General features: G+C 50.9%; 19 protein-coding genes and 1 tRNA gene. 7 read left to right on the forward strand and 13 right to left on the reverse strand.

The genetic code is table 11. From position 1 onward, the window contains the following. Positions 1–22 precede the first annotated feature (22 nt). From ACEVG1_RS11875 to ACEVG1_RS11895, 5 genes are all read right to left on the reverse strand, one after another. The gene (locus ACEVG1_RS11875; protein WP_374743896.1) at positions 23–1,150 is read right to left on the reverse strand and encodes a Gfo/Idh/MocA family oxidoreductase; all 1,128 of its coding nucleotides are present in this window, start codon (positions 1,148–1,150) and stop codon (positions 23–25) included. Further along, positions 1,071–1,622, reverse strand: coding sequence for a hypothetical protein (locus ACEVG1_RS11880; protein WP_374743897.1), 552 nt, complete (start codon positions 1,620–1,622; stop codon positions 1,071–1,073). Before ACEVG1_RS11880 ends, ACEVG1_RS11875 begins: the two co-directional genes overlap by 80 nt. Before the next feature lie 77 nt (positions 1,623–1,699). After that, positions 1,700–4,276, reverse strand: a complete 2,577-nt coding sequence (locus ACEVG1_RS11885; RefSeq protein ID WP_374743898.1) for a phosphoenolpyruvate carboxylase — start codon at positions 4,274–4,276, stop codon at positions 1,700–1,702. Between the two features lie 182 nt (positions 4,277–4,458). After that, on the reverse strand, positions 4,459–5,100 hold the full coding sequence (locus tag ACEVG1_RS11890; protein ID WP_374743899.1) for a response regulator: 642 nt from the start codon (positions 5,098–5,100) through the stop codon (positions 4,459–4,461). Positions 5,101–5,279: 179 nt separating this feature from the next. Beyond that, positions 5,280–5,477 carry a hypothetical protein gene (locus ACEVG1_RS11895; protein WP_374743900.1) on the reverse strand — a complete coding sequence of 66 codons (198 nt, stop codon included), beginning with the start codon at positions 5,475–5,477 and terminating at the stop codon, positions 5,280–5,282. 459 nt (positions 5,478–5,936) lie between these two features. Between ACEVG1_RS11895 and ACEVG1_RS11900 the strand changes: the two genes are divergently transcribed. Continuing rightward, on the forward strand, positions 5,937–8,120 hold the full coding sequence (locus ACEVG1_RS11900; protein ID WP_374743901.1) for an FUSC family membrane protein: 2,184 nt from the start codon (positions 5,937–5,939) through the stop codon (positions 8,118–8,120). A gap of 53 nt (positions 8,121–8,173) precedes the next feature. Then, positions 8,174–9,175, forward strand: a complete 1,002-nt coding sequence (locus ACEVG1_RS11905; RefSeq protein ID WP_374743902.1) for a YpdA family putative bacillithiol disulfide reductase — start codon at positions 8,174–8,176, stop codon at positions 9,173–9,175. On the opposite strand, the gene ACEVG1_RS11910 is transcribed toward ACEVG1_RS11905, so the two are convergent. After that, complete coding sequence (locus tag ACEVG1_RS11910; RefSeq protein WP_374743903.1) at positions 9,172–9,786, reverse strand: TetR/AcrR family transcriptional regulator; 615 nt, start codon at positions 9,784–9,786, stop codon at positions 9,172–9,174. The two genes, ACEVG1_RS11905 and ACEVG1_RS11910, sit on opposite strands and share 4 nt — an antisense overlap. Positions 9,787–9,920: 134 nt before the next feature. On the opposite strand from ACEVG1_RS11910, the gene murB reads away from it, so the two are divergent. The 3 genes from murB (at position 9,921) to ACEVG1_RS11925 (ending at position 11,917) form a co-directional block, all read left to right on the forward strand. Then, positions 9,921–10,949, forward strand: a complete 1,029-nt coding sequence (murB, locus tag ACEVG1_RS11915) for a UDP-N-acetylmuramate dehydrogenase (protein WP_374743904.1) — start codon at positions 9,921–9,923, stop codon at positions 10,947–10,949. Between the two features lie 211 nt (positions 10,950–11,160). Further along, positions 11,161–11,676, forward strand: a complete 516-nt coding sequence (locus tag ACEVG1_RS11920; protein WP_374743905.1) for an RNA polymerase sigma factor — start codon at positions 11,161–11,163, stop codon at positions 11,674–11,676. Beyond that, positions 11,663–11,917 carry a cytochrome b5 domain-containing protein gene (locus tag ACEVG1_RS11925; RefSeq protein WP_374743906.1) on the forward strand — a complete coding sequence of 85 codons (255 nt, stop codon included), beginning with the start codon at positions 11,663–11,665 and terminating at the stop codon, positions 11,915–11,917. Before ACEVG1_RS11920 ends, ACEVG1_RS11925 begins: the two co-directional genes overlap by 14 nt. A gap of 11 nt (positions 11,918–11,928) precedes the next feature. Here ACEVG1_RS11925 and ACEVG1_RS11930 read toward each other — a convergent pair whose 3' ends face one another. After that, on the reverse strand, positions 11,929–12,843 hold the full coding sequence (locus ACEVG1_RS11930; RefSeq protein ID WP_374743907.1) for a PfkB family carbohydrate kinase: 915 nt from the start codon (positions 12,841–12,843) through the stop codon (positions 11,929–11,931). A gap of 166 nt (positions 12,844–13,009) precedes the next feature. Between ACEVG1_RS11930 and ACEVG1_RS11935 the strand changes: the two genes are divergently transcribed. Beyond that, positions 13,010–13,975 (forward strand): NAD(P)-dependent alcohol dehydrogenase, encoded by a 966-nt coding sequence (locus ACEVG1_RS11935; RefSeq protein WP_374743908.1) that lies wholly within the window; start codon positions 13,010–13,012, stop codon positions 13,973–13,975. Between the two features lie 78 nt (positions 13,976–14,053). Here the strand turns inward: ACEVG1_RS11935 and ACEVG1_RS11940 are convergent. From ACEVG1_RS11940 to mgtE, 4 genes are all read right to left on the reverse strand, one after another. Continuing rightward, positions 14,054–14,127 (reverse strand) — tRNA-Asn (locus ACEVG1_RS11940). 122 nt (positions 14,128–14,249) lie between these two features. Next, on the reverse strand, positions 14,250–15,323 hold the full coding sequence (locus tag ACEVG1_RS11945; RefSeq protein ID WP_374743909.1) for a WD40/YVTN/BNR-like repeat-containing protein: 1,074 nt from the start codon (positions 15,321–15,323) through the stop codon (positions 14,250–14,252). A gap of 23 nt (positions 15,324–15,346) precedes the next feature. Next, positions 15,347–15,979 (reverse strand): hypothetical protein, encoded by a 633-nt coding sequence (locus ACEVG1_RS11950; RefSeq protein ID WP_374743910.1) that lies wholly within the window; start codon positions 15,977–15,979, stop codon positions 15,347–15,349. An 11-nt stretch (positions 15,980–15,990) separates the two neighbouring features. Further along, complete coding sequence (mgtE, locus tag ACEVG1_RS11955) at positions 15,991–17,367, reverse strand: magnesium transporter (RefSeq protein ID WP_374743911.1); 1,377 nt, start codon at positions 17,365–17,367, stop codon at positions 15,991–15,993. Between the two features lie 713 nt (positions 17,368–18,080). Here mgtE and ACEVG1_RS11960 point away from each other — a divergent pair. Beyond that, positions 18,081–20,831 carry a TolB family protein gene (locus tag ACEVG1_RS11960; protein WP_374743912.1) on the forward strand — a complete coding sequence of 917 codons (2,751 nt, stop codon included), beginning with the start codon at positions 18,081–18,083 and terminating at the stop codon, positions 20,829–20,831. Positions 20,832–20,864: 33 nt separating this feature from the next. On the opposite strand, the gene pgk is transcribed toward ACEVG1_RS11960, so the two are convergent. Then, positions 20,865–22,055: a phosphoglycerate kinase gene (gene pgk, locus ACEVG1_RS11965; protein WP_374743913.1), complete on the reverse strand. Its 1,191-nt coding sequence runs from the start codon at positions 22,053–22,055 to the stop codon at positions 20,865–20,867. Between the two features lie 50 nt (positions 22,056–22,105). Continuing rightward, positions 22,106–22,996: a hydroxymethylglutaryl-CoA lyase gene (locus ACEVG1_RS11970; RefSeq protein ID WP_374743914.1), complete on the reverse strand. Its 891-nt coding sequence runs from the start codon at positions 22,994–22,996 to the stop codon at positions 22,106–22,108.

The raw sequence follows: 22,996 nt of genomic DNA on the forward strand, positions 1-22,996 counted from the left end.
GCTACCCAGTAATGCCTAGTCATCAATCATTCCAAACTTGCTGTTCCAGAATTTCCAACTGCCAGCGGATTTCTTCCTCTTTTACAGGAAAAGGCTCATCCCGCCGTATCTGTGCGTACACCGCGTTGAACAGGTCGTTGTAGTCGCCCTTTAGCGCCTCACGGTAGCGGATTTCGCGGTCGCCGTTAGGTTTCATCAGTGTAATCAGCCCTTCCTTACCCGGGGGCTCTATGCCATATTCAGGGTCTTTGGGTAAAATACCGGCTTGCAACTGGTCTTCCTGAACGTCGGCCCTGACTTTCTGAAAGGACCCTTTGGTACCGTGCAGCACGTAGGCTGGCAGCGGATTGGCCACAAGCAGGCTCGCATGGATAAATACGGTCAAGCCTTTAGGATAACTGAGCACCAGCGTAGAAAAATCGTCGACCTCAGACCCCTCCCGGTGGGTGGCGAGAATCTTTATGCTTTTTTTGGGCTTCCCGAACAAACAGATTGCCTGATCGAGGAGGTGCGGCCCCAAGTCATACAGCACGCCGCTGGCAGGGATGGGCTGTTCCTTGAAAACCTTCGGTCCCTTTTCGGGGCGGTAACGATCGAACCGGACGTGCAACTCGATGGGTTCCCCTACCGACTGCCGCTCTACAACACGCTTAAGCAATTTGAAATCACTATCCCAACGCCGGTTTTGGAAAACCATCACGTGCTTGCCTACCTTCCTTCCCAAATCGAAAATCTTCTTTGCCTCTTCGCTGCTGGGAGCAAAAGGCTTCTCTACCAAGATGTGCTTACCGGCTTCCAATGCTTGGGTGGCATAGTCTACGTGGGTATTGTTTGGCGTATTGATGATGACGAGTTCGATGGCATCGTCGTTTAACAAATCATTGACCGAATCGTAACTGATAATATTCGGATACCGTTGCTGCGCTCTTTTCTCGTGCCGTTCCACAACCGCACGCAACTCAAACCGCGTCTTCTCGTTGATGAAAGGCGCATGGAATACACGTCCTGACATCCCATATGACAATACACCTGTGACTATGCTTTTCTTCGGCATCGCTTCGTTATTTAAATCAATGATGGGCACCGTGGTCTTCATGGCCACCGGCCGCAGCGAAAAGTTCCTTAACCGCCGGCATCTTTTCCTCGGCATAATGTTGAAGGTCTTCAACGGTATTGCGGCTTAAACGTTTGAATTGCTCCAGGATGGCACCCTGTTCGTGTTGTACGTGTGCAATATAGCCTGCATTGTCAAACGCGCCCAATGTATCGGCTTCGAAATGATGCGGCACCGCGAACCCCTGGTCACCGTGATCAACCAGCAAGACCGAAAACCCTGCGGCAAAATCTGCTAATTCCGCAGCCATCGGTTCATATATTTCAACGACTTTACCGGCCAGGTCCTGAGCCTCGGCAGATGCTGCCGTTGTTCTTACATGTTTTGCCAACTGTGTTTCAAACAGGGCTTTTTCATGTACCTGTTTAAAAAAGGTATACCCTTCGCTGTCTACGTGGCTTTCATTGTTATACAGCGTACCCCTACGTACCGGTTCGCCCGGATGCGTGGTGCACGAACCAAAAACCAATAACGACGCGGCAACTAAAAAGCTATTTCTAATGTTCATCCGTATAAATTGTTTTCAATGCAACAAACTTAGCGAAAATTGCGATATACATCAACAAATTTGTGGGCACCGACCGATTACGCCAAGTTCCTGCCCGCATTGACCACGCCGTAGATGGTGCGCGTAATCAGCTTCGAAAATACCTCACTCTCCTTTTCGTCGAGTCCACCGGCCTGTAGTTTACGTATGGCATAGTGCTGGATAATCAGCAAAGGCAATACGATTTTTTCCCGCATGGCGATGGACTCGCGCTCAACCGGATAATTCTGCATCAGTACTTTGCTGCCACTGAGTTTCAGCACGTATTTCGTGGTACGCTCGAACTCGTCGCGCATCTTTTTCCAGAAATCACCGAAAACCTCATCGTGTTGGATGTACGAAGTCAGCTCAAAGTTTGACTTGGACATCGACATCATGCAGTTGTCAATAATGGTTTGGAACATCCGCGAGGTCTCGTAAAGCTCTTTCACCTGGTCCCACTTGCCTGCCTTTTCAGCTTCCTCCAACGCCGTGCCCACTCCATAAAAGCCGGGTATGTTTTGCTTCAGTTGGCTCCAGGAAGTAACGAAACTGATAGCCCTCAGGTCTTCCAAACGCAGTTCTCTATCCGAATTGCGCTTTACCGGCCGGCTACTGATATTGATTTGGGATAAGAATTTGAGGGGGCTCAACCGCTCAAGGTACTTGAGGAACAACGGATCGTGGCGCAGCGCCAGGAACTGATCGTGACTCACCTGGGCCATATACCCAAATAGTTTCTTATTCTCCTCAGAGAGTGTGTCGCCACTGCGTTGCTCGATATGCGAGGTAATGCCCGCATGCAGCAATTGCTCAATGTTATATTGCGCAGTATCCAACGACCCGTACTGGCTGCTGATGGTCTGGCCCTGTATGGTGAGCTGGATATGGTCGTTTGCAATTTCTTTGCCCATGGATGCATAGAAACGCTGGGTTTTCCCGCCGCCGCGGGCCGGGGGGCCGCCCCGCCCGTCAAAAAACACCAGGTCCACATCGTACTCACGTGCCATGGCGGTTAGCTCTATTTTAGCTTTGTAAATCGACCAATTGGCCATGAGGTACCCACCGTCTTTCGTACTGTCTGAGAAACCCAACATGATGGTTTGCTTATTGCCGCGCCGTTTCAGATGTGCCGCATACGGCGCGTGCGTATATAAAACCTCCATGACCGATGCCGCCCGATGCAGGTCATCGACCGTTTCGAACAGCGGTACGAAATCGATGTGCAGCGCTTCTCGCTGCCACCCACTCCATAAAAAGAGCTCCATCAGTTCCAATATATCGGATGCTTGCTGGCAATTGCTGATGATAAACCGCTGGGCGGCACGCTCACCGCCCGACCGCTGGATATCACCTATGTGACGGATTACTTCCAATGTATCGGCCACCAGTGGTGGTGCATCATCGCCCACGGGCAGATCATACTCCTCGAATTTCATCGTTGCCTGTTTACCGCGCTCATCGAGCTGCTCGAAATCACTCGCTTCGCCTAGCTTGCCGGCGTATTTTTCACGAAGGTAGGCATGGGTTTTCCGAAGGATGCTGCTATCCTGCCGCAGGTCGAGGGTGGCAAAGAAGCACCCAAATATCCGCACCTTTCGCAACAGGTCGTCCACCAACTCCACAAACAGACCATCGTGGTAGTCTGCCAACACCCGTTTAATCTCTTTCAGGTTATGGATGATTACCGACTTTACATTTTCCGGATTTTCGGGTGGGTTAAAGCTGTTTTCGTAAATCAGATCCTGCAACACATCCATGTACTTTTCCACTCCTTTGAAAGTGATACGCCGCTTGAGCGTACCGAAATCACGATAGTAGCACCTGAACAACACCGTGCGGAGTAACAAGGCAACACGTTTGGTGCTCTCTACGGTTACATTGGGATTGCCATCGCGGTCACCGCCAGGCCAGAATCCCAATTCAACCAAACTCTTATTCTCATCGACCGGAAGGTCGAACTCGTCGTCAATCTTAGATTGGATAGCCGAGGCGACACGATAGAACACATTCTCCAGGAACCAGGCGAGGCTAACGGCCTCATCCACCGGTGTGGGCTTATCTTTCTTCATGAACGGCGTCTTCCCCAGCTGTTGGAGTAAAAGGTGTATATTATGGATGTCGTTCTTTTTCAGGGCCTCAATCAAGTCGGTCATAATCGCCAAAACCGGTCCCGGATAGAATTGCGTAGGGTGTGCAGTCAACACCAACCGCAAAGAAAAATCACTCAATTTATCGACCAGTTTACTCCGGAGTTCCTTGTTGGTTTCGGTTTCGGCAAATACCGAGTCCAATAGCCCTGCTTCGTCCGAGCGCCCTGTTTTCTTAAACGCGGCATCTTCCACTGCATCAAAAAGCACCACTTGCCGTTCGATATACTGGATGATCCGGAACAACAGGTCGATCCGGTCCGACTCACCGACGTATTGTTCATATTGCCCGAAAAAGCTCTCAATGATTGCTTCGGGATTTAATTTTTCGGCAACGCCGCGTTCACAATGAGTGGTAAAGAACGGCAGCAACGTACCCGTGTGTTTTACCTGATAAAACGGCAATGTCATAAACAGGCTATTGAACAATTCAAAACGGGTGAGCACTTCGCTTTCGAAGACTGCTTGCTTTTTACTTAAATTCATTCGAAATTATTTATTGATGATACCGTTGTTTGCTTTTCCATCATGCAGGATTCAAGTCTGCCCGACCACCCAACATATCAAAAATCCACAAAACCACCAAATATATGAATATTTATCAAACAATTGGCCGTATTTGTTGCAAAAACACCAAAAAAAATAAAGAAAAATTAAAAATAAGAAAATTAAATGATTCCGTTTTCGGCGGCAAAGCGGTACAACGAAATCTTTGAATCATCCAGTCCGAGCTTCTTTACGATGTTGCGTCGGTGCGTCTGGACAGTAAACGTTGAGAGGAAAAGCCTATCGGCGATTTCTTTGGAATGGAAATCATCGCAGACCAACCGGATAATTTCCACCTCGCGTTTGGTGAGCTTGTATTTTTTCAAGAACTCATCGAAATAGGAAAAATCAGTAGGGGCCGATTGTGGTTGCTGGGAAAAATCGGGGAATACCTTCTCGCCCGCCAAAACCCTATCGATTGTACTGGTCAATTGGTACAGGTCTTCCGATTTAACGAGGTAGCCGCTTGCTCCGGCTTCCCTGCATTGCTCGGCAAGTTGCGAAGACAGGTAGGTTGTTACCACAACAACGTTGAGCGGCAACTTTAACTTGCTTAGTTCATCCAACGCCTGCAAACCATCTACCCCTGGCATATTGAGGTCGAGCAGCAGCACATCGGCGGAGGCCAGCATAGGCGACTGCAACAATGCCCTACCCTCTTGGAAAGTCGCAACTACGTGAAAACGGCCGCTCTCTCCAAGCACGTCCTTGATTCCTTGTACAACAACGGGGTGATCGTCAGCTATGATAACGCGTGTTTCCATGATTGGTAGACCAGTTATTAATCCAGGCTATTGACTATTGTGCTACAATACTACCATTTTTTTTGTAATACAGCAATTCAAAAAGCAATGGGATGGCCCGGACCAAAACACGGCCAAGCGTAAGGTCAATCGTTATTCTTGGGCAACTCGGTTCGTAGGGCAGCGCGGCATGGCGCAGGTCAAACCGCTTCGGAAATCGGCAGGGTCCCGATTTGTTGCCAAGTGGTGCCTACGTCTTTATGATGGGAATGGGCATCAGCCACTTTCCCGTTGGGGGCATCACTGAGGTCAGCGGTCAGCTGTGCCGCTGCTTTCCCCAACTGCGAGAACATCGCCGCCAGTTGATCCATTTCGTGATTCATTTGCTTGTTTGCCATGGTTAAAATTGGTTAAACGTAAACTCACCGCCAATTACGATAGCCCATCGGGCTACCATAGGTTGACCCAACAAACCTACCGATGCGGTGGCGACATTCAAATACCTACTATTGGGTATTTTGTAGCTACCTATCACTGTACTTATCACAATCCTTAAACCTGAGTTCGCTTATTATTTGTTGCTCAGAACGCTTTGAAAGGGTCATATTCAACTGAGAACGACGACGGAATAGCGGGCTATTTCGAGGAGCTTTCAGGAAGAAGATGGCGATTTCAAAGTGATAAAACTGACAAAGCTAACCCAATAAACACGCTATGCGGCGTTGCCTTCGCTTGACTTATCCCGATATGCCTGCACAAAGGCGCCTTGCCTATCGCTATTTATTGGATTTCTGAGCCGACAAAGAATAATCGAACCCAGGTTTTTATGTATCTTTGCGCCTACCATCCGTCTATGCATGAGTAAGGCGAAAGATATCCAGAATTTTTTTTATAGCCAGTACTTCTCCGACGGCCTTCGCCTTACCTTTGGCACCATTGTTCCGGCGTTGGTATTCTCTGCGTTTGGCAGCCTCCAAACCGGTATCATCGTGTCGTTGGGCGCAATGGCTGTTGGCTTATCCGATACTCCGGGGCCGCTGCACCACCGGCGGAACGGCATGTTTTTCTGTACACTGTCGGTCTTGGTGGCGGCGCTCCTTACGAACCTTACCAGCGGCATCCCGCTCTTACTGGTGGTTACCCTGATGGCGTTATCTTTTCTGTTTTCCATGTTTGCCGTTTATGGTGCACGCGCTTCATCGGTGGGCACGATGGGTATCCTTATCATGGTGCTTAGCATCAGCGCCATGGACGACCCTTCGTTAAACGTGGGCAACTACCTCCTCTACATCTTGGCGGGCTGTGTATGGTATACGCTGCTGAGCCTTTCACTGCACCAGGTAAGGCCATACCGCCAAGCGCAGCAGGAGCTTGCCGAATCAATTTTAAATGTAGCCGACTATATCCGTATCAAGGCCAACTTCTATGCATCCGAACTGGATACGGAAAAGAATTACCGCGCGTTGATCGACCAGCAAATCACGGTTAGCACCCACCAGGATAATGTCCGCGACCAGCTATTCAGGGGAAAGAAAAAAATCAGGGACACCACTGAAATAGGCCGGCTGCTGATCTTGATTTTCACGGACATCATCGACCTGTTCGAACAGAGCATGGCTACGCACTATGATTACGATGCTATCCGCGAACAGTTTGGGCCAACCGGTGTATTGCAGCAGTTCCATGTAACGATCCGGCGGATTGGAAATGAACTCGAACATTTATCGTATCAAATCAATGCCAATAAAAAACCCAGGGCACTGTACAACTTCAAAACAGATTTGGAACGGATACGCGCTGCTATTGACCGCGTTGAAAAAAAAGACCAGCTCAACACCTTGCCACTGCGTAAAGTGCTGATCAATATCCGTAACCTCGTACAGCGTATGGATTCGCTATACAGTTACTTTGATCTCAAAGCGAAAAATTCATTGCGGAAGGAAGAAACCGACCTCAGCAAATTCATTGAACACAAAGACATAGACATTAAAAAGTTACGGGAAAACCTGACGATAAAATCGACCCTATTCAGGCATTCCCTCCGCATGGCGATTGTGATGGGTATCGGATACCTCGTGTCCCTTACCTTTGATGTGGGTACCCATGGTTATTGGATACTGCTAACCATCATGGTTATTCTAAAACCCGGATTCAGCTTGACTAAAGAGCGCAATTTCCAACGGCTTGTCGGTACAGTTATCGGAGGCGTGGCAGGTGCCGTCATCTTGCTGGTGGTAAAGGATGAAACATCCCTTTTTATGCTGCTGCTGCTCTTTATGGTGGCTACGTTTAGCTTAATACGGATCAGCTACGTAGTTAGCGTGATGTTTATGACACCCTACGTCCTCATCCTTTTTAGTTTCTTGGGGATGAACACGCTTTCCATACTTCAGGAACGCATCATTGATACGCTGATCGGATCGGGCCTGGCATTTCTTTCCAGTTATGTGATACTACCCAGCTGGGAAAGCGTGCAGGTATACGGCACCATGCGCAAATTACTCATCGCCAATTACCAATACATCGCCCAGGCCCTTAAAATAATCGCGGGCCAACCACCGAATGTAACCGAGTACAAACTGGCCCGCAAGGAAGTATACGTTACCACCGCCAATATGGCGTCGGCTTTCCAACGGATGATGACCGAGCCGAAGAGCAAGCAAAAGGATATGAGGGACGTCAACAGGTTCGTGGTGTTCAACCATATTCTCTCTTCTTATTCGGTAACGTTGCTCAATCATGTGCAGGAAGCGTCCGAAACGTCCTTAACGGGAGACCAGGTAAAGACCGTGCGGAAAACCCTCTCGTTGCTCGCCCAGAGTATCCGCCTCTTCGATGCCGATGCAGAAGACGACGACGAAGTATTTGAAGAAATTGAGATCAGCAGTCCGTCGGATATTGACGACAACAACATCGACTCGGAAGAATTAAGGCTGATCACCGACCAACTCCAATTCTTGAAACGAATCGCGGCCGACTTGAACAACGTTTGCAACGACTTGAAGAAACAACCGACACCACGCAAAGGAGTTGGCCAATAGCCCCTACCCCCCTCGGTTGTTTTTCGTCTGTCTGTAACTTATCTTTGTACCACATGGAAATATCTTCAGCGTCTATCGACGTGCTCATCATTGGTGGCGGCCCCATCGGGTTGGCCTGCGGCATAGCCGCCAAAGCAGCCGGATTGACTTACCTCATCGTTGAGCGGGGGTGCTTGGTCAATTCGCTATACCGCTATCCGCAAAACATGACCTTCTTCTCTACTTCCGAACGGTTGGAAATAGGGAATATCCCCTTCGTATCGACCAGCCCAAAACCAAAGCGTGCCGAGGCACTCGAATACTACCGGCGTATCCAGCAGCAGTTTGAGCTGAACATCCACTTGTTTGAAGAAGTAACCCTGGTCAAGAAGGGTGCTTGCGACTTCACCGTCAGCACCTTGAAGGCAACCTACGCGGCCCGGCATGTAATTGTTGCCACCGGTTTTTACGATATACCCTGCCTACTGGATATTGCGGGGGAGGAACTCCCCAAGGTAAGCCATTACTACAACGACCCACATTACTATGCAGGCCAAAAAGTGGTGGTAGTAGGTGCCAGCAATTCGTCGATAGACGCTGCATTGGAGACCTACCGCAAGGGGGCCGACGTGACCTTGGTGGTCCGTGGCGAACAGATCGGCCCGCGGGTGAAATATTGGGTCCGTCCCGATATCGAAAACCGGATCGCCAATGGAGAGGTCCGCGCGCTGTTCAATAGCCGGCTTACCGAGATACGGCCCAAGGAAGTCGATATTCTTACGCCGGAGGGGCCCATCACCATCGATAACGATTTCGTTTTGGCGCTCACGGGCTACCAGCCCGACTTTGCTTTCCTGGAAAAAATAGGGATCAGCTTGGCCCCCGACCCATCACGGGTCCCCTTCCATCACCCCGAAACCATGGAAACCAACATACCGGGCCTTTTCTTGGCCGGGGTGGTGTGCGGCGGCATGAACACCCACCTTTGGTTCATAGAAAATTCGCGTATCCACGCACAGCAGATTGTAAATCGCATCCTGCAGGGCAACGGTCAGCGGCTGGAAGTCGATAACTAAGCGCTCGCTTTCTCCAACCCCCTCAAAAATACCGCAGCCATCTTCTTTTGGAGGACCAGTATCCGGTCGAACTCGTCTTTAGTGGGGAATAGCATGCCCTGTATGTCTTTCAGTATACTGAACCGCATGCCCACCAATGCAAAAAGCAGTATTTCGGCGGCTTCGTCTACGTCATCCACCTCCAATTGGCCGGTATCGATCCCTTTTTGGAGAATCTTGGCAAGGAGACCGCGCTCCTTGTCTTTGGAATCTTCCAGCACACACGCCATCGCATCCGGCACCTGCTGCACGGCCGAAATGGAGTATTCCAGCAGGTTATAGTACCGCGTCACAAATTCGATGCGCTTATCCAGCACAAACATCATCGCTTCGCGGCAATCGGCAATCGTAGGCACCACCGCATCCATTTCTTCGAATGACTGGTTGATGACGTGCTCCAGCACGGCAGCATACAGTGCATTTTTATCGGGGAAATAATAATACAGCAATGCTTTGGAGAAAGACAGGTCCTGGGCTATCTCGGCCATGGTGGTCTTAGCCAACCCAAAGTGTGCAAATCGTCGCTTGGCGGCCTCTAATATCTGCGTACGCTTTTTGTCTGCATTAATCATGATGCAATCAACTTAGTTGTGCTGTCAGGTCAATCTGTTATCTTTGAGCGCTCGGCTGGGCACAGTTGGCCCAACGAAACGCTATGTTAAAGGTAGTCATTATTTTGAATAGTTGAGCATATCAGTCAAATTTTATGGAACGATCGGTCAAAGAACACTTCCCGCTTAAGCAATACAACACATTCGGTGTGGAAGCATTCGCAAAACAATACATTGAAATCCGTTCGGAAGAATCGCTTGCACGGCTATTCGCTGAACATCCGGCGCTCACACAGCAACCGCTATTGATCTTGGGGGGTGGCAGCAATATCCTATTCACCAAAGATTATGATGGATTGGTAATCCATATGAATATACCCGGCATCCGCCATACCGTTTCCGGGAACACGGTTATGGTCTCGGCAGGGGCCGGCGTAATCTGGAACGAATTGGTGTGGTATTGCGTGGATCGCCAGTTTGCGGGCATCGAAAACCTAGCCCTTATCCCCGGCACGGTAGGAGCCGCGCCCATACAAAACATAGGTGCTTACGGTGTGGAGCTGCAAGACGTTTTTGCAAGTTGCCGCGTTTTCGATACACATCGTGGGGAGTTTTCTACATTTGATAAAGAAGCCTGTCGGTTTTCCTACCGCGAGAGCTATTTCAAACGTGAAGCAAAGGGCCGATTTATCATCACCGAAGTAACCTTGCAACTATCGCTCAAACCAACATTCAACACATCCTATGGCGCTATCCATGCCGAATTGGAAAAGCGGTGCATCACCGAACCGACCATCGCAGATATCGCCTCCGTGGTTTCTTCAATCCGTACAGACAAGCTCCCGGATCCATCCACCATTGGCAATTCGGGCAGCTTCTTTAAGAACCCGATTGTGCCCGTACAGTATTTGAAGCAGCTACAGTCTACTTTTCCAGACAGGAATTTCGTGTTTTACCCGGCGGGCACCGATCGGGTTAAAATTGCAGCCGGATGGCTGATCGAACAATGCGGCTGGAAAGGAAAGCGCATGGGCGATGCGGGCACTTGGAAAAACCAGGCGCTGGTGCTGGTAAACCACGGAAACGCTTCAGGGACATCTATTTACGATCTATCCGAGCAGATCATTGCCGATGTGGAGGCACAGTTCGGCATCACCTTGGAACGGGAAGTAAATATTTTATGAAATAATTGAAATTTTATTGTAAATTGGCCTTATGGTACGTGGCTTACCATCCGATTAGCACGATACTTGCAGTAACTAACGCGACACTAAGTAGACCGAAGTAAAACGTCAGGTTTTCCCAATAGGCATTGCGACCGCTTATTTGGTATCATAAAATTGTTTAACATGGAGATTCGGGCCCCAAGCCTGGACCCCCTTAAACCGTAAAAAGATGACGAGATTTGAGTTTAACACATTAGTGGTGCAACACACGGAGTCATTGAGAGGCTATGCACTGCATTTTACTCGCGATGACGAGGACGCCAATGATTTAGTGCAAGACACCATGCTGAAGGCGGTGACCTACCATGGCAAGTTCAAAGAAGGCACCAACCTCAAAGGATGGTTATATACCATCATGAAAAATACCTTCATCAATAATTACCGGCGTTTCGTAAAAACCAGCGGGTTGGTTTCCCAATCCGATGAAATCTCCAATGCGCACTTGGTCCACAGTGCGGCCACCAACGCCGGTGAGAATAAATTCGTGATGGAAGACATCAAGGAGGCAATGGCAGGCCTATCCGAAGAATACTATGTGCCTTTTAGTATGTATTTCGAAGGGTATAAATACCATGAGATTTCCGAACACCTCCATATCCCAATCGGTACGGTAAAAACGCGTATCCATGTGGCACGACGCACGATGAAGAAAGCATTGCACGCCTATAAGTATGAGCGAATCTAATCGGCGGGGCGAGCTGCCTGTTTATTCAACATCACAATTGGCACTACGAAACGGCCAAGATAAATCGGAAATATGGATTGCCTACCGCGGATATATCTATGACGTATCTACAAGCCGCCTTTGGTACCGCGGCATGCACTATGAACATTGGGCAGGGCAAGACCTTACCGATGAATTGGCGGATGCTCCGCACGCGGACGACGTGTTTTCGCGGTTTGAAGTTGTTGGCGTGCTGAGGTAAAAGTTACGCCCTTAGATATCAAATTTACTGAGTTCCGTAAACCGCTCGATACGTTCGTTAATGAGGCTGCTGTCTAATTCACGGAGTCGTTCCGCACCAAATTTCTCCACACAGAATGAAGCCAGCACTGAGCCAAAAATAACCGCGTTTTTCATATTATTGAAATTCACCGTACCCACTCTGGCCAAATAACCCACAAAGCCCCCCGCAAATGCATCGCCAGCGCCTGTTGGGTCGTAAACCTCGGCGAGCGGTAGGGCCGGTGCAGCAAAGATCCGGTCTTCACCAAACAGGAGGGCACCATGCTCCCCCTTTTTTATAATCAGGTACCTAGGCCCAAGTTGCAGGATTTTCTCCGCAGCTTTAACCAACGAATACTCCCCAGAGAGTTGACGCGCTTCCGCATCGTTGATGGTTAGCACATCCACACGCTTCAGCACACGAAGCAAATCATCCAATGCGATATCCATCCAAAAGTTCATGGTATCCAGTACTACGAGTTTAGGCTTGCGCTGCAACCGGTCTAGCGTTGTTAGCTGTACTTGTGGGGTCAAATTGCCCAGCAGCAAGTATTCGCAATCCTGGTAACTGTCTGGAACGATTGGATCGAAATCGGCCAACACATTGAGCTCAGTGATCAACGTGTCGCGGCTGTTCATATCGTTGTGATACTTGCCCGACCAAAAAAAGGATTTTTCACCTTTTTTAACCTGTACGCCGTCCAGGTTGATTCCCTTTGACCGCATGGTATTCAGGTTATCGTCACCGAAATCCTCACCCACCACGCTGACCAGCTTCACCCGGTCATAAAGATAAGAGGCCGCAATTCCGGCAAACATCGCCGCCCCACCAACAATCTTATCCGTTTTTCCGAAAGGTGTTTCTATCGCGTCGTAAGCAATGGTTCCGATAATGACTAAGCTCATGGTAATATTCAATTTGGGCGCAAAGGTATAGGTTTACATCGGCAAATAAAACAGCTTGTGCGATAATTGTAAGACGTTGGCAAATGAGGGATTTAATAAAAAGTTAACACCAAAGTACTACCTTTATTGCAACGCAAGTGAGCGGTAAAGCAAACGCTTAAAGGTAATGAAGGCAGCCAAGTACACCAGATACGGTCCTCCGGAAGTAGTTTCGGTAGTGGAAACCGACAAGCTCCAACCGGGTCCCAACGAAGTGCTCATAAAAATTCACGCCACCACGGTAAACCGAACAGATTGCGGCTTCCGGAGTGCGGAGTACTTCGTAAGCCGGTTCTGGAGCGGACTTTTCAGGCCGCACACGACGGTACTAGGAAACGAATTTGCCGGTGAAATCGCTGCCGTGGGCGAAGAAGTTACCCTGTTCCATATCGGCGACCGGGTATTCGGTTACGACGACAGCCGTTTCGGTGGCCATGCGGAATACAAAGTTGTCGCGGAGAACAGCACGTTGTCCTTGATACCCGATTGCGTTGCTTACCATGAAGCGGCACCGATTACCGAAGGCGCGCACTACGCGTTGGCTAACATCCGTGCGGCAAAAGTAAAGGCTGGACAGCAAGTATTGGTCAATGGTGCCACCGGCGCAATCGGATCTGCGGCCGTACAACTGCTCCGCTATTTCGGCGCGTATGTAACGGCTGTCTGCGCTACGCCGCATGTAGACCTCGTAAAACACCTGGGCGCCGATGTGGTCGTCGATTACTTGGCCACTGATTTCACCCGGACCAACCAAAAGTTTGATTTCATCTTCGACGCCGTCGGGAAAAGTTCATTCCGCCAATGCAAGCCGCTGCTCGAAAAGAACGGGATATATGTTTCTACCGAGCTAGGCAAAAATGGCGAGAACGTCCCCCTGGCAATACTTACCCCCATCTTCGGTGGGCGCAAGGTCATCTTCCCCATCCCCGGATTTAATACAGAAGACATCCAGCTGTTGGGTAAGCTGGTTACCGAAGGGCATTTTAAGCCGGTGATTGATCGGCGTTATTCGCTGAATCAAATCGTGGATGCGTATCGGTATGTGGAAACGGGGCAAAAAATTGGAAACGTGGTCATCGACGTGGTGACCTAACAAGACCAATCATCCCTCTAGATTTTCAGATTACGGCAATAAAAAAGCCTCACATTCCTGTAAGGCTCTTTTATCTTGCTCCTGAAGCTGGGCTCGAACCAGCGACCCTCTGATTAACAGTCAGATGCTCTAACCAGCTGAGCTATTCAGGAGTATGGTAGCTGGTATACCCCGTTTTCGGGACTGCAATATTCGGAACTTTCCACCGAATAAACAAAAAATATTTCAAAAATAACGCAATTCCCTAGCTTTCAATCACTACCCTTCTTCCCGCTTAAATCGTGCCGGGATGGTCAACCACATAGCCATACGGATACACCAGCACGTCCCAGCTTTGCCCGCCGTTGGTGGTGATGAATACGCGGTCTTGGCCATAAACCACACCGGCTCGCTCCCCATGGAAATCCAACACCGTACCCGCTACTTCCACCCCGTGCACCCGGGCATCCAGTGTGGTCCATGTGTGTCCACCATCTGTACTTTTGGCTACCCCATTTTCTAGCAACGCGTAAACGGTACCGGACGACGCGGCCTCGCAGGCCACTATCGGGCCGCCGACCGTTGCCGCTTCAAATGAGATACCGCCATCCACCGAGCGGAAAACGCCGCCTTCCCGGCCGTAAACCAAAAGGCGATCCACCGCGAGGGCCGCAACAGCCGGTTGGCCGGCGATTGCCAGTGTTGCCGCCTCCGCCCAAAACCGGCCACCGTTTTCCGTCCGCAACACATGGACACGACCTGCACCATCACCCAGCGCGCCATATAGCACCCAGCCGTGTGCCGAATCCGCAAATCCGAAAGCCAAGGCCGTAGCGCCCACTTTTTCTAGCATCAATACGCTCCGTTGCTGCTCCAAGTGGACCTGATATAGCAACATCCGCCGATCCCCGCCGGTGCCGTGCTGGCAGAGGAGCCAAACGGAGCCATCTGCCGAGATCGATAACTGCATGGCCGATACCACCCCACCCCCGGTAAGAAAGCGTCCATCTAAGAGGGGAGCACTGTACGCCTCCCAGGTTTTCCCATTGTCCGTTGAATACCGCAATGAGAATGACGCACCTCCGTTTCGCGCATTCACGACGATACCATCGCCGAAAGCAACCACACCATCGGTTGCTTGCCATGCGTGGGGCTCAAAGTCGAGCGACCGGAATTTATCGGGGGTCGTAAATATTCCCGCCTCCGTAATCCCGCTGATCTGCTGGCGCCCATCGAAATCGATGTGGATAATACGGTTATCCCCGATCAGCACGCCCACTTCCGGATTGACAATCGGTTCCATGGGATACAGGTCTAACAGTGTATCTTTACCGTTGCAGCACCACAACGACACGATTGCGACCAGCATCCATATTTTCCTGCATGCATCCATCATAAACTCAGCATGGCTCCCACCGTGATGTTAAACGAATTGAAATTAAAACGATGGTTCCGCGGCGTGAGGTAGCCTGCGGCCAGATCATCATCGATCACATTTTTCCGCACCTTCAACCGGGGGCTGAAAAGCTCGTATCCGAACTTCACATACCACTCGCGCACCTGCACCCGCAATCCTGCCTCCTGCGAAAATCCGGTTCCTTTCAGGTAACTATCCGAATAGGTCACATTTGCATCGTCACCATCGCCCTCCTTCTCTGCATCGTAGTTAGCCACCCAATTGAAATCAGCGGCTAGGTAGGGGAAGAAAGTGGCTTGCCCCAGGTAAAACACATCATAGCTTACCTGCCCGCCTAATTTCACCACCAACAACTGCTCGGTTACCCAATCATCTAGCTTATTAGAAAAAAACCTCACCCCTGCGTGGGGCCGCAGCCGGAGCCGCCATTCATCCGCAAATGCAAATACCGGACCTGCCTTCAGGTTTGCACCCACCGGGAAAACGGCATGCATGGCGCCGGCCGCAAAGCGGTCTATGCCGACCTCCGCATCCAGAAAAACCGAGGGTTTCTCCTGCGCTGAGAGGGCCGATACGGACAGTATCAGTGCCGTCCAACCTGTCAACATGTTGGTCCATTTCATAACAAGACACCTGCCAGGACGATGGTGGCCACTGTGAAGTAAATGATAAGCCCAGTCACATCCACGAGCGTGGATACGAACGGCGCCGAAGACGAGGCCGGATCAGCGCCAAGCCTACGCAGCAGGAACGGCAACATGGATCCTACCAGCGAGCCCCACAGCACCACCCCGACAAGTGAAAAGCTTACCACCACCGCAACCAGCAACCAATGGTCGCCATATGCGTGTGCAAACGCCTGCCAAGTACATACCCGCAGAAAACCCAAGCCACCTAATATCAGTCCGAGCAGTAATCCGGATAGAATCTCCCGCCGCATTACACGCCACCAATCAACGAGCGTTACCTCGCCGAGCGCCATCGCTTGGATAATCAATGTGGAGGCCTGCGACCCGCTGTTGCCTCCGCTTGACAGGATCACGGGCATAAACAAGATAAGTACCGCACTTGCCAGCTGGCTTTCGTAGTGCTCAAGTACGGTGGCAGTGAGCAATTGCCCCAGAAAGAGTACGATAAGCCACCCGGCACGTTTCTTTACCAAATGCGGGATAGACACATCGAGGTACGGCTCGTCCAACGCTTCCGTACCACCGATGCGTTGCATGTCTTCGGTATACTCTTCGTTGGCCAGCCAGAGGATATCGTCTATGGTGACGATGCCAAGCATGATGCCTTGCGCATCGACCACCGGGAGCGCTACCCGGTTGTTCATCCGAAACACGTTGATCGCCTCCTCCTGCGGGTCGTTTGCATTAAGCGCAATGAGGCGGCTGTCCATGATGTCCCGCACCCGCGTGTCGGGGTCCGCCAGCAGGATGTTCCGTATCCGGATATCGTCCATCAGCTCGCCATTTTTATCGATGACATAGAGCACGTCGATCGTCTCGGAATCGCGCCCATATTTGCGGATATGCTCGAGCACACGGGTGATGGTCCAGTGCTGTTTTACCGTGATGTAATCGGGCGTCATCAGCCGGCCCACACTGTCTTCCGGATAACCCAATAACGCCAGTGCTTCCTTGCGTTCGGAAGGGGGTAAAAGGATGATCAATCGCTTCACCACATCGCCCTTCAAATCGCTGAAAAAAGATGTCCGATCATCCGGCGGCATTTCGTTGATCAGTTCCGTGATTTTCGGTACCGAGAGCTTCGTGAAAATCCGCTCTTGCGTAGGGAAATCGAGGATGCCGAATACATGGACGGCCCGGTTGATACTTAGCGTTTCGATGAACTTCGCCCCGTACTCCGGTAGCTCATCGATGAGGGCTTCTACATCCGATATATTCAGGTCATCAAGATACTCCTTAAGCTGCTCCTCGCTCCCTTCGGCCAGTAGCATTTCGGTTTGTTCAACCAGCGTATCCAATTCGTCCATGAGCCCTCCTAACTTTAAAAACAGTATCCTACATTGGTGGAAGATTTTGCATGCAAAAGTCGGTTTTTTTAATCAAAAGAACGAAGAAGTAGGTATGAAAAAACAAACCTTAAAACCACCCAAGAAACGCCACCTTTATATCGAATAAAAGACATAATGTCAGCCCCTGAAAACTGCGGTAGCACAGCCTGTTCTTCAACAGCGGACCAGGAGCTTAGTGTTTCGATGGTAGCCCCGACGATGCAATGCGGCAGTTTGCGCGGACCGAGCGGATCGCCGGGCCCCAACCGATGCCGCCCAATGGGAGACGGGCATTTCTCCTCGGCCACCTCCGGGTGCTAGCCCGGCAAGCCACAGACTTCGCCCCGGCATCCTTAAAAATTTTTTCACCGCCAAACTCAAAAAGATAGTGTACTTTAGCCTACGGATTCCAGGGATTAAACGAAGTACATAAAATTTGCAAATAGGCCGTATTTTTGACTTCTTTTTATTCGTTAAATTTTGATAATTTCAATTTATTCAATGGAAGTTGCATATTTATAATCAATATATTAATTTATTTATATAAACTTTATATTCATATAAGAGCATCTTTAACCGAGCGATTTTACCAACAATATTAGTAATCATTTATGGCTAGCCTACCACATATACATTATATATTAAAAATCAATTGTTTAATTGCATTATTATTATGTTTAAATTCATATAATGTGTTTTCCCAGATTTTCAACGGGGACCAGTACCCCCCAAGTGTAAGATGGCGGCAAATCCAAACGGAAAATTTCCAACTCATTTATCCGTCGGCATTCGAAGATGAGGCACAGCAACTGGCCAGCAAACTCGTGGGTTTGCACGAGCGCGTGAGTGTTTCCCTCGGCAAGCGACCGCGCAAAATTTCGATCATCCTCCACAACCAAACCGTAGAATCCAATGGAAATGTACAGCTCGCGCCCCGCCGTTCTGAGTTCTACACCACCCCACCCCAGCAAGGGGATTTCCAAAAATGGCTAGACAATCTCGCTATCCATGAGCTTCGCCACGTGGCGCAGTTTGACAAATTGACAGGCTACTTAAGGGCACCTTTTTTTGAACAACTGGCGCTCGCCATTTATGGGGTCACCCTGCCCGCGTGGTTTTTTGAGGGCGACGCAGTGGTGGCAGAAACCCGGCTTTCCAACGCCGGGCGTGGGCGTCTCCCCTCCTGGGAAATGTCCCTCCGGGCAAACCTCCTTAGCGGTAAAAAATACAGCTACCAGAAAGATTATCTGGGGTCGCTCAAAGACGTTACGCCGGGGTTCTACGAACTCGGTTATTTCATGACGGCTGCATTGCAGGACAGCTATGGTCCGGCCATCCTCGATAGCCTGATGACCCGCATGGCCAAGCTCCCCGTACGCCCTTATAATTTCACCAACTCGCTCCATAAATTCACCGGCTACGGCACGCGTAAATGGCACGGAAAAGTAACTGGGAATCTCTCCGAAAAATGGCACGAACAGGTAGTCGAAAACGACCCGACAGACTACCCCATTCTGCCTTTGGAAAACGATGGAAAACCCACGAGCTGGCTGCTACCGCAAGCGCTTCCAAACGGACGTGTCATCGCTCTGTACAGGGGCGTGCGGGAGGTCCCGAAAATCGTCATCCTCGATACGTCCGGCAGGCATACGGATGTGGTGAAAACCGGCCGTCAAACCGAGGCCCATTTCGCCTATGCGGCAGGCAAAATCGTGTGGGACGAGGTGCGTCGGCACAGCCGTTATGGTAAGCGCACATACAGCGTCATCAACGTGTATGATCTCCAGAAAAACACCTACCGGCAACTCACGCGGAAGAGCAGATACTTCTCACCCACGCTGCATCCAAACGGCACACAGGTAGCCACCGTAGCCATCGATGAAAGCAATAAGGTGAGTCTGGTATTGCTCGACGTTGGGACCGGGGCGCCTTTAGCAAGTTTCCCTTCCCCCGAAAACATCCTGCTGCAGACGCCCTCGTTTGACCCTACGGGCACCAAAGTGGTGGCTACAGGCATATCCGAAAAGGGTGCTACCCTCGTCGAACTCGATATCCCTACGGGCACCTACCGTTACCTGCTCGACTGGCAGGTCCAGCAGATCGAACGGCCGGTATATGCTGGCAGCCGCATCGTTTTCAAAGCCCATTTCAATGATATCGATAACCTGTATGCGCTGGATCAGCAGGGCATCATCCACCAGCTCACCAACGCCCGCTTCGGGGCATTCAACCCTTCGGCAGACACCACGGGCAACCAATTATGGTTCAATAATTACCAGGTAAATGGGCACGAAATCAGTCGGCTGAAAATGGCTGGTTTGCCGATAAGCCATTTTAAAGCCCCTGTAAGCCAAAAAGACGTTTTCACGACAAAAGACACGTTGGCAAACGAGATATGGCCTTCTACGGCTTACAATGGTATCAAAAATCTGGTGAACTTCCACAGTTTGTCGATAGACAACGGAAATTTCGACAACATCGGTGATATCAAGCCCGGCATCTACTGGCTTTCTGACGACTTGTTGAACACCACACAAATCCGTTTAGGTTACCACTACGACAGCTATATCCGTTCCAGCACGTACTCTGCGTCGGTAGCCTACCAGCGCTTTTTCCCCAAGTTCTCACTGGCGTACAGCAACCGTGGGCAGCTGGTCGCGGCCCGGGTAACCAACGGCCAGGAAGCAGACACCATACGCGTTCGCTGGCGGGAAAACGTGGCGACATTGCAAATGGATATCCCGCTTGCTTTCTATCGGCTTAACCATGTATTCACCACCGGTGTAAATGCGGCGACATCTTACACCAACAGGTATGGGCTGAGTGAACCGCAGCTCCAGGAACAGTTCATCAACGGCATCCGGTTTCCGATGAGTTACCAAGCCTATTTCAACCACAACGTGCGGCAGAGCGCATTGGACCTAGCTCCACGGTGGGGCCAGCATGTTAGCGTCAGCTACCGGCATTTCCCTTTCGATGGTAACCTTAGCGGCGAGCATCTCTCTCTCCGTACAGCATTCTATTTCCCGGGCTTATGGCGCAACCATTCGTTGCTCGCACGCTTCAGCTACCAGCAGCGCAGCGGCACCTACCAACTGATTGATGACATCCCGTTGGTGAGCGGCTACGATCAGCTGAGCCCCATTCCTGTGGACAACACGCTGCTGTTCAGCTACCGGTTTCCGTTCGCCTATCCCGATTGGTCCATCGGCCCGCTGGCCTATATCAAACGCTTTAAAGGCGGGTTGTTTGCCGACTTTCAGAATGTGCGCACCGGCAAGCCCCTCCAGCCCCGTACATTTGGTGCGGAGCTGAGGGCAGACATGAATTTATTGCGATTCTACTTGCCTGATTTCGATTTCGGCGTCAAACTGGTTTATGCCAACGAGACAAGTGCCCAGCGGCGGCTTTTTGCTACCTATAGTATTGGGTACCGTTATTAACTATAAAAAAAGCGGCCGAAGCCGCTTCATTTTCTATTCGTTGATGGCTTTCACGCCGGGCAGTTCCTTGCCCTCCATATATTCCAGCAAGGCACCGCCCCCGGTGCTCACGTAGCTTACATGCTCGGTCATGCCGAATTTGCTTACCGCCGCTGCCGAGTCGCCGCCACCAATCAGCGAGAATGCGCCCCGCTCCGTTGCAGCCACCACGGCATCCGCCACCGCCCGCGTGCCTTTGGCGAATTTATCCATCTCAAATACACCCATCGGGCCGTTCCACAAGATCGTGTTGGAGGCCAGGATCACTTGGGCGAAATGTTCACCCGATTCCTTACCGATATCCAGTCCCATCTTGTCAGCTGGCACCTGGTCGTTGGGACCGTCGTATGCCGGTGAATCCGGCGCAAACCGATCAGCTATCTGGCAGTCGGTGGGCAATACGAGGTTTACGCCTTTCTTTTTCGCCTTCTTCACCAAGTCATTTGCCAAGTCAAGTTTATCCATCTCTACCAGCGACTGGCCGATCTCACCGCCACGGGCTTTCACAAACGTATAGGCCATCCCACCACCGATAATCAAGTTATCAACCTTGTCAAGCAGCGCTTCGATCAATTCGAGCTTATCAGACACCTTAGCGCCCCCCATAATGGCGGTAAACGGACGCTGCGGATTGTTCAGTACGCGCTCGGCATTGCCCACCTCTGCTGCCATGAGATAGCCGAAGTATTTCGCTTTTGGAAAGAACTGTGCAATCACCGCCGTCGACGCGTGCGCACGGTGCGCGGTACCGAAAGCATCGTTTACATACACATCGCCGAGCTTGGACAGCTTTTCTGCAAACCCCACATCGCCTTTTTCCTCTTCTTTATAAAAGCGGAGGTTCTCCAAAAGCAGCACCTCACCGGGCTTCAGTCCGGCAGCTTTGGCATAGGCTTGCTCACCGATACAGTCTTCGGCAAATTGCACATCCACTCCCAGCACGTCCGAAAGATGCGCCACGATGTGTTTCAGGGAGAACTTTTCCGTAGGCCCTTCCTTGGGCCTACCCAGGTGCGACATCAAGATGACAGCGCCGCCATCGTTCAGTATCTTCTTGATGGTGGGTGCCGCCCCTTGTATGCGGTTATCGTCGGTAATGGCGTAATGCTCATCCAGGGGAACATTGAAGTCTACCCGTATCAAGGCCTTTTTTCCGGAAAAATCGAAATTGTCTATCGTCTTCATATTAATGCTAATGATGTAAGGGGAACAAAGCTACTATAAGTATTGGAAAATCAAAATACCTCGTGGCTATACCACTGGGCCGCAGCCCAAGCGTCGCGGTCGAGTCCCGTTTCAATACCCCGCTCATCGAGCAGCTCCAGAAGTGTCTCCGTGGCGATGTTGCCCGTTAGCTTGTCGGCCGCCATCGGGCAGCCACCGAATCCGCGCAACGCCGTATCGAACCGGGTGCATCCGGCGTCGAGTGCGGCAATCAGTTTTTCACGGCCGGCCCCTGGCGTACTGTGCAGGTGCAGGCCCAATTCGATATCGGGAAACGCATCTTGGAGGTAAGGATACAACGACGCGATGGCATCCGGCGTGGAGCTTCCCACGGTATCGGCCAATGCGAAATGCCGGATTCCCATGGCCACCAGCTTTCCCGTATAATCGGCCACGGTTGCTGGGCTCCATGGGTCGCCATAGGGGTTGCCGAAACCCATGGATAGGTAAACCAGCGGTGTGCGACCATTGGCATGGCATATCGTACCGATCTGCTTCACGGTTTCAAGCGCTTGGGCAATGCCGCTGTTGGCATTGCGCTGTTGGAACGTCTCGGAAACCGAAAAGGGAAAACCCACGATGTCTACGTGCATATGCCGCACCGCTTCTTCCGCTCCCCGGGTGTTGGCAACGATGGCGAGGAGCTTGGTTGCACTGGGCACGCTATCCAAGAGGCCCAGCACTTCCGCTGTATCCCGAAGCTGGGGGATGGCCTTTGGCGACACGAAACTACCGAAATCGAGCCGGTCGAACCCCACGTTGAGAAGCCGCTTCATATAAGCAGCCTTGGTGGCCGTGGGGATAAAACGGTGGATACCTTGCATCGCATCGCGGGGACATTCGGTTATCAACACCTTCTTGGTGCCGTTGCCGAGCGTGTGCGGCTGTGATGCCGTAGCCAT

Origin of the sequence: Parapedobacter sp. 2B3 (assembly GCF_041925275.1) — a bacterium.
In the GTDB taxonomy this organism is placed as follows: domain Bacteria; phylum Bacteroidota; class Bacteroidia; order Sphingobacteriales; family Sphingobacteriaceae; genus Parapedobacter; species Parapedobacter pyrenivorans_A.